The sequence below is a fragment of the Lactobacillus sp. W8172 genome (assembly GCF_016102055.1).
Taxonomy (GTDB): domain Bacteria; phylum Bacillota; class Bacilli; order Lactobacillales; family Lactobacillaceae; genus Lactobacillus; species Lactobacillus apis_A.
The window spans coordinates 167,377-179,389 of record NZ_JACFPG010000002.1; the positions used below are offsets into that span (position 1 = coordinate 167,377).

The 12,013-nt window shown below is 34.7% G+C and carries 14 protein-coding genes and 1 pseudogene; 5 read left to right on the forward strand and 10 right to left on the reverse strand.

Translation table 11 applies throughout. The features are described from left to right. Window positions 1-25: 25 nt before the first annotated feature. The 4 genes from H3R21_RS04350 to H3R21_RS04365 all read right to left on the reverse strand — a co-directional run bounded on the left by H3R21_RS04350 (window position 26) and on the right by H3R21_RS04365 (window position 3,205). Entirely contained in the window at window positions 26-940 is a 915-nt protein-coding gene (locus H3R21_RS04350; RefSeq protein WP_198183270.1) for a C40 family peptidase, read from the reverse strand. Between the two features lie 153 nt (window positions 941-1,093). Then, window positions 1,094-1,831 carry a C40 family peptidase gene (locus H3R21_RS04355; RefSeq protein ID WP_198183272.1) on the reverse strand — a complete coding sequence of 246 codons (738 nt, stop codon included), beginning with the start codon at window positions 1,829-1,831 and terminating at the stop codon, window positions 1,094-1,096. A gap of 198 nt (window positions 1,832-2,029) precedes the next feature. Next, on the reverse strand, window positions 2,030-2,452 hold the full coding sequence (locus H3R21_RS04360) for a C40 family peptidase (protein ID WP_082089570.1): 423 nt from the start codon (window positions 2,450-2,452) through the stop codon (window positions 2,030-2,032). A gap of 204 nt (window positions 2,453-2,656) precedes the next feature. After that, on the reverse strand, window positions 2,657-3,205 hold the full coding sequence (locus tag H3R21_RS04365; protein ID WP_198183274.1) for a guanylate kinase: 549 nt from the start codon (window positions 3,203-3,205) through the stop codon (window positions 2,657-2,659). A 94-nt stretch (window positions 3,206-3,299) separates the two neighbouring features. Between H3R21_RS04365 and H3R21_RS04370 the strand changes: the two genes are divergently transcribed. Beyond that, the gene (locus H3R21_RS04370; protein ID WP_198183276.1) at window positions 3,300-3,614 is read left to right on the forward strand and encodes a DUF2187 domain-containing protein; all 315 of its coding nucleotides are present in this window, start codon (window positions 3,300-3,302) and stop codon (window positions 3,612-3,614) included. A gap of 120 nt (window positions 3,615-3,734) precedes the next feature. Here the strand turns inward: H3R21_RS04370 and H3R21_RS04375 are convergent, their stop codons facing one another. The 4 genes from H3R21_RS04375 to H3R21_RS04390 form a co-directional block, all read right to left on the reverse strand. Then, a complete protein-coding gene (locus tag H3R21_RS04375) occupies window positions 3,735-4,397 on the reverse strand; it encodes a putative bacteriocin export ABC transporter (RefSeq protein WP_198183278.1) in 663 nt (220 codons plus the stop codon). 10 nt (window positions 4,398-4,407) lie between these two features. Continuing rightward, window positions 4,408-6,417: a hypothetical protein gene (locus H3R21_RS04380; RefSeq protein WP_198183280.1), complete on the reverse strand. Its 2,010-nt coding sequence runs from the start codon at window positions 6,415-6,417 to the stop codon at window positions 4,408-4,410. A 209-nt stretch (window positions 6,418-6,626) separates the two neighbouring features. Beyond that, a complete protein-coding gene (locus tag H3R21_RS04385; protein ID WP_074425861.1) occupies window positions 6,627-6,941 on the reverse strand; it encodes a YxeA family protein in 315 nt (104 codons plus the stop codon). Window positions 6,942-7,239: 298 nt separating this feature from the next. After that, window positions 7,240-7,416, reverse strand: coding sequence for a hypothetical protein (locus H3R21_RS04390; RefSeq protein ID WP_198183282.1), 177 nt, complete (start codon window positions 7,414-7,416; stop codon window positions 7,240-7,242). Window positions 7,417-7,700: 284 nt separating this feature from the next. Here H3R21_RS04390 and H3R21_RS04395 point away from each other — a divergent pair, with 284 nt between their 5' ends. From H3R21_RS04395 to H3R21_RS07565, 4 genes and pseudogenes are all read left to right on the forward strand, one after another. Next, the gene (locus tag H3R21_RS04395; RefSeq protein ID WP_198183284.1) at window positions 7,701-9,236 is read left to right on the forward strand and encodes an O-antigen ligase family protein; all 1,536 of its coding nucleotides are present in this window, start codon (window positions 7,701-7,703) and stop codon (window positions 9,234-9,236) included. Window positions 9,237-9,388: 152 nt separating this feature from the next. After that, the gene (locus tag H3R21_RS04400; RefSeq protein ID WP_198183286.1) at window positions 9,389-9,808 is read left to right on the forward strand and encodes a helix-turn-helix domain-containing protein; all 420 of its coding nucleotides are present in this window, start codon (window positions 9,389-9,391) and stop codon (window positions 9,806-9,808) included. A 166-nt stretch (window positions 9,809-9,974) separates the two neighbouring features. Continuing rightward, window positions 9,975-10,175 (forward strand): annotated as a pseudogene (locus H3R21_RS07560) (cell division protein); the annotation flags it as partial. 3 nt (window positions 10,176-10,178) lie between these two features. Then, entirely contained in the window at window positions 10,179-10,481 is a 303-nt protein-coding gene (locus H3R21_RS07565; RefSeq protein ID WP_341464129.1) for a hypothetical protein, read from the forward strand. Between the two features lie 140 nt (window positions 10,482-10,621). Here H3R21_RS07565 and H3R21_RS04410 read toward each other — a convergent pair whose 3' ends face one another. Next, entirely contained in the window at window positions 10,622-11,242 is a 621-nt protein-coding gene (locus tag H3R21_RS04410) for an LVIS_2131 family protein (RefSeq protein ID WP_198183288.1), read from the reverse strand. A 94-nt stretch (window positions 11,243-11,336) separates the two neighbouring features. Next, window positions 11,337-11,879: a hypothetical protein gene (locus tag H3R21_RS04415; RefSeq protein ID WP_198183290.1), complete on the reverse strand. Its 543-nt coding sequence runs from the start codon at window positions 11,877-11,879 to the stop codon at window positions 11,337-11,339. Window positions 11,880-12,013: the final 134 nt, after the last annotated feature.

A 12,013-nucleotide genomic window follows, 5' to 3' on the forward strand; every position in this document is an offset into this window, starting at 1 on the left:
TGCGTGACCTTTTATTATTTTATTTTTATTGAATGACACGTTTAGCAACACAAGGATAAAAGTATGAACTAATTGTATCAAGAACCACACCCTTATCAGGAGTAGAAGCATGAACATACTGATTATTTCCAATGTAAATCCCAATATGATATGGAGCATCAACTGAGCCCCAATATAACAAATCACCAGGCTGTAACTGATCCATTGAAACTGTTGTACCCATTTTTACTTGATCAGTAGTTACGCGGGGCAATTGTACCCCACCTACTTTGCTATAGATTGATTGCACCAATCCAGAACAGTCATAAGCATCCGGACCATTTCCGCCCCAAACATAACCCTTGCCGACCTGACTCTTAGCCAATTTAACAACTGCTTGTTGCCGCTGTGCTGCACTGCCAGTGGCTGCTGGTGCCGTGGCCGCAGGCAATGAACTAGGATTTTTTGGGGCTTGACTAGGTTTTTTAGGCTTCTTTGTCACACTAGTTGGTTTTGGCGTAACCTCTTTATTTGTTTGCTTAGGTTGCTTTTGTTTCTTAGTCTTTTTGCTCAGTTTATCCTTTTTATTAGTAGCCACATCTTTTGGCTGATTTTTAGCTGGCTGACCGTCAGAATCAACGGCCTCACCATCTAAATCTTTAGTATAGCGGGCTTCAATCCATTCATTGTCACCAATTTTATACCATAGTTTACCTTTTTTATCGACGGCAGTTTCAGCAACATTCCATTTGCTATTGTTTTTAGCGCGGAAGCTAATCAACTGGCCTTTTTGATAATTTGTCCATATTTTAACATCCTTACCTGGTAAGTAATCTATTTGGACGCGTTTAATTGGCGCTTTTAAAGTAGCTGCATTCACTATTTTCTGTGGTGCAATTGTGGCGACTCCAGTCAGTGTCATCGCCGCCGCAAGACCTATTTTTAAAAAATTACGTCTCATTAAATTCAATCTCCTTCTGGTAGCTCTATGTGGTCATAAATTAGTATCTCACTTTTTATTTTAACTGGTTAAATTTATTTATCAAGCGGCACCGATCAAAAGAACAAAATAAAAAACACTTAGACCTAAAATCTAAGTGTTTAGCCTGTTAATCTAATTAAGTACACGTTTAGCAACTGAAGGGTAAAAGTATGAGCTAATGCTTTCTTTTACAACACCTTGAGCGGGGGTTGCGGCATGAACATATTGGTTATCACCAACATAAATACCAACGTGATAAGGTGAGGAAGCTGAACCCCAGAATAACAAATCACCTGGTTTTAAGTTCTTCATTGAAACAGTTTTACCCTTTTTTACTTGAGAATAAGTTGTACGGCTAATGTCAAGTCCAGCTTTACTATATACATATTGTGCCAGGCCAGAGCAATCAAAACCGTTAGGACCGTTCCCGCCCCACGTATAAGGCTTACCAATTACTGCGTTTGCAGCATTAACAACCTTATTTACTTGCTTCGAAGATGAAATCACACTGTTTGCGGTGTTAGAAGCACTCTGTTGCTTAATCTTTTTATTAGCATCGACAACATACCGGGCTTGAATCCATTTTCCTTCACCAATTTGATACCATGTCTTTCTTTTAGCATCAACTGCGGTACTTAAGATGTCTACTGTTTCACCGTGCTGAACTCGTTCACCAGTGAAACTTGGGTTATTATAATCGTCCCAAATATTAACACCATAGCCTGGAACATAGTTGATTTTCACCTTATTAGTTGCAGCTTGAACATGCCTAGTGGCGGAATTTGAATTACCAGCATTTACTGCTCCTAAACCAGTAATGGTTAGAGCTGCAGCCGTAGTAAATTTTACCAAATTGCTCTTAACTTTCAATCAAATTGCCCCCGTATTGTTTTCAATATTTTAATATGCTAATTACTTTATTTAGTCTCACGGAGTCAATTTTACTTCAGCTATGTTACAAACCCATTACAAAAATGATACCAAGACGTAAAAAACCTCACAAAGCTAAATTTGTGAGGTTTGAGTTGTTATCATTTTATGAGAAAGGCCAAAATGGGCAGAAACTAATTATTCAATGACACGCTTTGCAGCTGACGGATAAAAGTAAGTGCTAATTGGCTGCTTTATCACACCTTGAGCAGGTGTAGCAGCGTGGACATACTGATTTGCACCAACATAAATTCCAACATGATACGGTGAAGCGGCAGACCCCCAAAAAAGCAAGTCGCCTTTTTTAAGTTTTTTCATTGAAACAGCTTTACCCAAAGTAACTTGTGAGTAAGTTGTTCTTGGTAAAATAGCTGCGCCTGAACTCTTATAGACATATTGAACTAATCCTGAACAATCAAAGGCATAAGGACCTGTTGCACCAAACACATAGCCCTTACCAACTTGTTTTTTAGCAAGTTTGGCAACTGAATTACGCTTTTGCGTAACAGTACTTGCTTCAACTTCGGTTGCTGTGGCTGCAGATACCTTGCCGACGGTCATGATTCCTATAAAAAATATAGCTACTAAAGCAACTAACTTAACTAAACTTTGTCTATGTCCGTGTTCCAAAACTAATCTCTTTCCTAATATCTAATCTCTTTCTCAACAGTCTATATAATACTTATTGAATGTTACACGATCATTGCAAACGAACTACAAAACATTTAGAAATTTATAGGAAAGACGGTATTTATGTAATTTTCACTATAAAACTTGACAATTTGTAACAATTTCACGCAATTTTTGCTGCGTTTGTGCCCAATCATCATTTATCAAGATGTGCGCATCTGCCATTAGTTCTTCTGGCAAGGCATTTAGTTCACTACCACTGAGACGCTCATTGATTTTTTCTGGAGTATCACCACGTTCCAATAGACGCTTACGTAACTCTTCCTTAGTGCTTGTCGTAATATACAAAAAATAGACTTGCTCTTTTAGCTCATTAATATAGGAAGCAGCTCCTTTGATATCAACTATCAGTGAAACCACTTGATGGTTTTTCCAAGCAGCATCAAGTGCTTCCTTACTTGAGCCATACTGATATGATCCATATTTAACATGCTCAAAAAAGTGAAGCTTTTTGAAGCTACTTTCACTTTCAAAATAATAAGATTTATCTGGACTTTCTCCCTTACGCATTGGTCTTGTAGTATGTGTTACAACACGTGGAATAGCAAATTCCTTGGTTAAATAATCCGAAATTGTCGTTTTACCTGCTCCACTCGGACCGGCAATCAAAATTAATTTTCGCAAAATCCAGGCTTCCTTTACTTGAAAACAATTGCTTTTTATAATAATATCTTTCTATTATAAATAAACATGGGTAAGAGAGGAAGTAAAACTCATCATGAAAAAATCAGATGTAAAAATAGATGACATTCTTAGCGCAAAATCCGAAGAAGAACTTACCAAACCATTTATAGGTAAGGTGGAAAAAATTTACGAGAATTCTGCCCTGTTGACAATTATCGACTATGATGAGGTTGATGATACTGCAGTTAGCGACCTTAACCAAAAAATCGTAGTTAATTTTAAAAACCTTAAAGAGGCACCTAAACGCAAAATCAAAGAAATTCAGGCTAAGGCTACAAGTAATATTAAGGTGGAAAAAATTGCCAAAGTAACAGATGAAACGGAAGATGAACAAAAAGCTGAAAAGTAGTCTAACAAGAAGCAGTTTTTAAAAACTGATATTAAAAAGATCTCATAATCATAATGAGACCTTTTTGTTTGGACATTTTTTCAGTTAGTTATTTTTGGCATTTTATCTTTAGGGATATATTCAATTAGTTTTACGTTTAGTTATTTTTATTTTTTGATTCTCAACTTCAATTACATAGTCACACTGTTGCCAAACCGTTGGATCATGTGTTGCTATCACGACTGTTGCATCTGAATCAAAGCTAGTTAACAAAGTTCTTAGTACTAGTTGACTATTTTCAGCATCTAACGAACCAGTTGGCTCATCAGCAAAGATCACCTTAGGCTCTTTTAATATTATTCGCGCCAGTGCCACTCTTTGCTGTTCACCACCACTTAAAGTGTATATTTTTTGCTGTAATTGCATTTTTCCAAGTCCAACTTGGGCCAAAGCTGCCCGCATTTTATTATCTTTTTCCGTTTTAGACAGCCTTGAATTAGTTAGTCCCAGGCGCAAATTTTGTTTAACTGTCTCAGTATCAATTAAAGCAAAATTTTGAAAAACGAATCCAAAGTAATCACGATATAGTTTTTTCCTATTTTTTGAGTTAATATTCAAGTCATTAAATTCCACTTTACCTGAGGTAGCTTTTTCTAAGCCACTCAAAATATTTAGAAAAGTGGTTTTCCCAGCCCCACTTTTGCCCACAATAGCATAGCTTTTCCCCGTTTCTAAGGTACAGCTAACATCTTCAAAAATGGGTTTTTCTTTAAATTTTTTTGTAAGATTCCTTATTTTAATCAAATTACAGCTCCTAATTTCCATGATTAAGTGTGATTAATATATTTTGCTGGGCTCTATAGTATGTTAATAAAATAATAACTGCTTCCAGTAAAATGTAGCCGAAACCAAATGGTATCAAGCTCAAGTAACTATGCTTTATTAAAATAAAGCTAATTGTCAATAAGTCAAAGCCCAGATTGAAAACCAAAAATTCTACCAATAATTTAGCACTTGATTTACCAAATGCTCGATAAATTGCCATCTTATGCCTCTGGCTTTGTAGAAAAGTTGAGCTAACAAACATAATAACAAAGCTAAGCTGGAGAATAGATAAAATCATTGTAATTGTTAGCATCAGTAAATGGCGATTAGCATTTCGCTGATAATTATCTGTTAATGCCCTTTGACTGGTAATGCCCCAAAAATACGGCCTTAATCCCAACTTCTTGATCATTTTTTTAAGTAACTTGAGATCAGAAAATACCGTTTTTGATTGACTAACGGAAGCCAAATAAAAATCATCTGATAGTAGCTTATTGTTTGCAACTACGATTATTGGGTCTATCGAGATTGCCGTCGTAATATCATCGTATCCAACTGTGTAATTAAATATTTTTTGTCCGCTGTCAATGGGTACAACTTGAATGGACGGTAAATGATTTGATTTTTTTTGATAATAATTAGGGAGAGAGTTCCTGAATTTAAGATAGCTTATCATCTGCTTTTTAGCGTGTTTGGTCTGATCTAAGCGATTGCGCGGAACTAGTAAAAGAACTTTCTTATTGTCAAACTTGAATCGTTGAGACTTAAGTTCACTGTTCTTAATGAAACTATCGTTTGCAATAATTACATTGCCATTGTCAGGATGAATAGAGCGCCTAGGTGGAAGATATTCCTGTGAATTTTGCGCAACTATTACGTTCGGTGTTTGCACGACCAGCTTATGTACCAGTCTTGCTACTCGTCTATCTACTTGTTTGTCTGACAGTTGCCACACAAGCCCAAGTGAATAACGATTATTCTTGGAATGGATTTCTTGAATTATTTTTGTGTCTCTTACATAAGCCTGATGACTATTATGTAGAGATATAGTATTAAGTGCTACTATCCCAAGCAATAGTATCTTTAACGCATAACCAATTAATAAAAATGGGCGTGAATTTCCTATTCCTTTAATCACTTGATATGGTTTTATTAATACTAAAACTGAATATGATAGAGTGTCTAAACATAAAAAAACTAGTAAGAAAATCGTCAAAAATATAAGTAAATACGGTAAGAACATTCGCAAGCCTGCAAATGTAAACACATATAAACTCCTTGCAATCACTATCATAGCAATAGCACCCAGTGCCAACAAAAACCATAGCATTTCATCTTTGAAATCAGACTTGATTATTTGCCAATTACTCAAGCCATGGATCTTCATTATGGCATAAGCTTTAAAGCGGTATACTTTTTCCAGTATCATAATAATAAATATGATACTAATAACACTAATAAAAATAGTTGCTGTACCTTGCGGAAAGCCACTAAGAGTTGAGCTTAATAAAATACTGGGAGTTGGGGCAGTGCTTCTGACTTCTACTTTCAGGTCTTCTTTACGTAGGAATGAAACTATTCGATTTAAAGCCTCACCTTTAGCATTGGTAAAATATAAGCCGTATATATCTTCTAATTGAAATTCATTATTTGTCAGCTTTTTTATTGCTGCATTTTTATAAATTGCATAAGTTTCATTTTTGGAGCCAAGATTATATACTAGTTTGCTTGTACGTCCGTTAGTCTTATTAATCCGTAATTTAATCAAAGAAACATTTTTATCGTCAGCTATTCCCCGAAGCTTATCAAAAAATGCCTTCTTAGTGACTTTTTGATTTATAGGGGCACTATTTTTTACAGGCTTGGCGGCATAAACATTTATACAAGTTTGATTGTTTGGCAGTGTTTCATCATCATAAGTGTGAATACTCTCAGCAAATAAGCCAATTGCAATGACTGTGGTTAGTGAAAAAAGTATAATTTTTAATTTCCGTAACATGTTTTATCTTTCTAATATACAAAAAAAACACAGTCTATTGATACCCATACTTTTTGCTTAAAATCACAATTTAGTTAATTGTACTATAGTTATAGAAACATCAGCATTAACTTAATTTGAATTTAGGAGAGTTTAACTACTATGTGTATAATTGCTATTAAAAAGGTCTCATACCGTAATGAGACCTTCTTGTTTGGACATTTTTTCAGTTAGTCATTTTTTGGCATTTTATTTTTAGGGATATATTCAATTAGTTTTACATACTGTCTCTTATGATGAATTGCAATATACTCCTGTGACGGATCATAACCGCCAACATACATTATCTTATAAGGGAGTTTTCTGCCATTACGGTCAACGGCCTGAACATTGTAATATTTTTGTGTGTTCTTCGGTACCTTTGCATAATCGGTTTCCATCTTAATGTGAGGGTTAAAGTAATCCGTATACTGATTAGGTATAACCACCAAGGCTGCAATTGCGAGTGCGATAATACCAATAATAGAATAAAATAGTTTTTTCATATATTCTTCCTTTTTAATGTACTTATTTTGAATTACTACTGCAATTATCAGCTTCCATTATGACTGAAAAGCACTCCCGAATTCTAACATAGTATGACTTTTTTCCAGTCTATAATGATAATTATACTTACTTCATTATTAGTTTAGTTTAAATTTAGAAAAGCTTAACCATATTTATATGTTAATCTTCTCATTCATTGAAAGTAATTTGTTATTGCAATTGCAGATAATTAAAATGGTATACAAACCTAAAACGTTTCTACCCCTTTAAAATACTATAAATGGCCAGCTGCTTGATTTAAGCGCCCTTTTCATTCTTATATATTTTAATAAGCATGAAAGACAAAAGAATCAAAGTAACAATAATAGCTACCTTCAATAGTATATTATATGGCCTAGGCATAGCAATTAATAAGAAAAAGAATACAAGCAAACTTTCTAGAATTTGTTTATCACTTAAAGTGCCTTTTTTCATAATAAATCCTCTTTAATTAACAAGTAGTCGTAACTGTTAAAACACGTCTTCAGCTTGAATCGCTTAATTTAATTTTAATAAATTCAATACAATTATCACATCAAATAAGTTACAAGTCAATTCTCGTAATATATGATACTTTTCTGAGTACATAGCTAATCTAGTGGATAAGATATAAAAATCCTCTTAATTTTAGCTCAGCTAAACTTTTAAACTCTTTTTTTTTCGTTCATTTTTGCCTAAAATTAGGCTTACATATTACTTAGCATTTTGGGAGAAAAACAGTGAAAGAAAAAGCAAAAAACATTTTATTCTGGTTTATCCTTGTTCAACCGTTTCTTGACTTGTACTGGTTTTACCATGGCAGCCTTGCTACTATTTTACCTTTTACATTGCCGACCATTATTCGACTCATTGCCGTAGCTGTTTTATTTTGTCTATTTTTTAGCCAAAAAGAGTCGTGGCAGAAGTTGAGTACACAAAAATGGTTAATCGCCTATCTAATTTTATTAATTATTTATAGCGTTCTGCATTTAGTGCACGTACGGACATTTACCAGTGTTAATCCCACTAATTACGGTTACTCCACTAGTGGTGAGCTATTCTATTTGATTCGCATGTGTCTGCCACTCGTCATTATTTATTTAACCAAAGAACTTAATTTTGGCACAAAACAGTTACAACAAGTAATCGGGGGCGTTTCTGGACTTTTTTCAGGCACAATTGTCCTATCAAACTTGTTCGTAATTTCACTGAAATCTTATGAAACAGGCGTAATCAGCGCTAATATTTTCGAGTGGTTTTTCAATCCAAATATCGGCTATTCGCATATGGCTTCGAAAGGTTTCTTTAATTTCACCAACATGATTTCAGCTGTTTTGTTTATGCTGTTACCGTTACTTATTTATTATCTATTTACTGATTTCAACTGGATCACAATCACATTGAACGTTGTTCAGGCTTTAGCAATGATTGAAATCGGAACTAAGGTTGCCGCAATCGGCTTAATTGGCGGAATTCTAGTTGGGCTTCTGCTCTACCTATTCCACCGCTATATCCTTAAGAATGCGAAAAAAAATATGCTTGCCGTTATAGTTAGTTTGCTCATTGGAGCAGGCTCGATTGCAATCTTACCTTTTGGTCCAGCAATTCAACGCTATAATTACGAAATATATTTGGCAAAGCAATCCGATCATGATTTATCCGACGAAACACGTGAATTGAATGCCGGCCTTAAAAAATATCCTACTGGTCAAAAACGTGAAGACTTTTTACGTAGCTTTATTAAGGAAAACTACCAAGCCTATGCACTCAATCCAAAATTCGTCTTCAAGAGCTATCCTTACCAGTATGATCCTGAGTTTTGGTTAAAAATTATTATCGAGCCCGGTCAAACACGTATGGAAAATCGCCATCTTGAAAAGGCTATGCTGAATCAAGTTGTTAAGACTAATGACAATAAGCTAGACAAATTCCTAGGTATCTCCTATGTCCGTGAAAACAACATTTTTAACTTAGAGCGTGACTTTGCGGCTCAGATTTATTCTTTAGGCTGGATTGGCATGTTAATCTTTGTCGGACCTTACTTGGCAATACTACTTTATGCTGCTTATCGCTGGCTCAGGTATCAATCAGCCCGAACATATCTGGTTAGTTCATTAATTGTCTCAAGCGCTTTTATCTTGCTTGCAGCTTTTTATTCAGGCAACGTAATGGACTTCCTAACAGCCAGCTTTATCTTCGCATTCATTGAAGGAAACTTATTATTACAGGTGCGAAAAACGAAAACTAATACGACTATCAATTTAAATCAAAATTGAAAAGACTCGTGATAGATATAATAACTAAACCTAACTTTTGTTAGGTTTTTTTAGTTAATTAAAAATATACTGTGTCATGCTCTCTATCCCATATATCATCAAAAAAGTGTCTAAATATGGTAAAACTGAGACAAAACACTGGGGGTTCTAAAATGAGTGCAACAATTGTTAAACTGCTTGAAAGCAAAAATATGAGTGTTACAAAAGTTTCTGAAATTAGTAATGTTCCACTTAGTACCTTAAGAAATGCAATCGTTAAACCGATTGAAACCTGGTCAATCCGTGTGCTTAATGCTTTTGCAATTGGCTTAGGAGAAAGACCAGGGGATTTATTAAACGCATTAGAAGCGCAACCATATATTTTAGATATAAATGATGAAACGCAAACTATCCAAGGCGTTTTTATTGCTGATAAAGAGACTTATCAACAAATTAGAACTGTTGTCGAAGTTAACCACCTAGAAGGATGGAATCCAACAAAATCAGATATTCAGGAACTGCTAGATGAAGCAATCAATCCCAATCCTCAAGTAGCTGAATGTTTTGAAAAAATTTGGGAGCAAGAACAGTGAGTGATTGGATTAGTAAAACTCTATATTCAAATGGTGTATTAAAAACAAGCTCCATATTCACGATGCAGCAGAGTTAGAGAAAAAAGAGAATGAATTATCTGCTCGAAATGCTTTATTCCTATTACAAAAAAAGCCGCAGATAAAAGATATCAATGACCTTAAAAAAATTCACCAATTCTTATTTGGCGAACTATACGATTGGGCTGGTAAATATCGCCCAGGTAATTTTAGTAAAAATGGCTATCAGTTTTTTGACTTCACCAGATTTGATTTCGCCGAAAAAGACATCAATATATGCTACATAAGCATCCCAAAAACAACGCCCTTATCTGCTAAAGACTATGCTGAACTATTAGACGCAATTAACTTTATGCATCCCTTTAGAGAAGGCAATGGTCGTAGCTGCAAAATTTTCCTTTCTGCATATGCAGCTAATCATGGTCAAATGATTGATTATCCAAGAAAAAACGAAGAAATGATTCAAGCGCAAAATGAAGCCAATATTGACCAAATTGCGAAATTAATTAAAGTTGAAAATACTCCAAGTCGTAATAGAACACTTCAATTACTGGCTTCACAGCAAAAGAATGCGCAGAAGCAAATTAACCAATCTAGACTCCCCAAAAACTCTGGACAGCAAGAAATCGATTGCGATGATAATCCTGACCTTTAGTGAGGTTAGAAATTTATTATATGCCCTAATTCTTGGTAAGACTTTTTATAACTTAATAATATCCTTAAAGCTATTACCAAACGAAAAGAGTCCTGAAAGCTAAACAACTTTCAGGACCCTTTTTATTATTAAAATTAATTTTACTTTTCTTTGATAAATGACGCGTCTGGAATCCTGATTAGATAATATCTAATAGCATTGTGCCCAGCATGCATGCCAATACCATTTTGCCAGACTTTTTTATAATCAGCAGAGTAAACAGCTACATACGCACGCTGATATTTTTGATCCATTTTTTCTAGTTGTTTTTTGTCATAAGGAATCCTAGTAGCATTAAGATCGATTGGATTTTTACCATATGCTACCGTTGCAAAATCGCTTGAAACTTGCGCTTTTCTACCATTACGGAAATAAGTATATGTTTGGGTGCCAATCTTTTTCTTCTTTGAATTAATCGTTACATAGGAAGAATTACCCTCACCTGTGTTCATTACCAGTGGTTCATAGGTTACTGTTGACGTGATTTTGCTCGTATCCTCAAGGTCTGGATTATCAAGCATTGTGCGATCAAATAACCAAATAAGTGCCACTAAAAAAATCACCACTTCAACTAGATCAATTAAAAAATTAGTCCAGCTAAATTTGCGGTGCTCCTTGATAATCATTGTAATTCGCCGTCTGCGAATGTTCTGAATGACAAAGATAAAATATAAAATGACAAAGACCCACAATAAGACGCCGAGCAAATTCCAACTAAACATAACACCCTCCTGTAATTGCTTTCATTATATTGTAAAAACTTGATTTTGAATAGTGAAAAAAGCCTAAACTATCTCCTGTTCATAAATAATCGGGCTATTTTTTCTTGGCTTTTGTAGTTTTCTTTTTCGTAGCAGCTTTCTTAGCGGCAGGCTTTTTAGCAGGTGCTGGCTCAGGCTTAGCATATTCTCTTACTTGCTTGATTTTTCCCTCAATTGCTTCCACTAGCTTTGCAGTGACCTCATCTTCGGATTGCATAATCTCATCTTCAGTAGCTAATTGATCAATCCGAAAATTCGATGCATTCAAAAATTCTGACTGCGTTTCAAAGTAAACGTAGATTGGGTAGTCTTTACCCTCTTCAAAAAAGTTGCTGACCTTTTTGTAATTGCTATATGGTAAGTTGATAATATTATTTTCTAAAATGAAAGTGACTGGTCTTTGTCCTGTTACTTCAAGGGCGACATGGCTTAAAGAATCATGCTTGATTGCGGCAACTGTTTCCTTAACCATTTTCGTCGCTAGCTCCTTAAGTTTGGCTTTGGACTTGCTAATGTCAGCATATTTAACGGCTTCTAAATCTTGCAGGTAGTTTTGTTCTTCAATTCTTTCTGCTAAGTCTGTTAAGTTAATCTTCAAAATAAAAATTCCCTTTTAAGTTAATCAATTTGTTATCAGTCTTCTATTACGATACTCAAATTCAGGATTAAAAACAATTTATTTTTCTCTCTTTAAAAAAAAAATTTAAAGAACAATTGTTTGAAGAAAGTGAA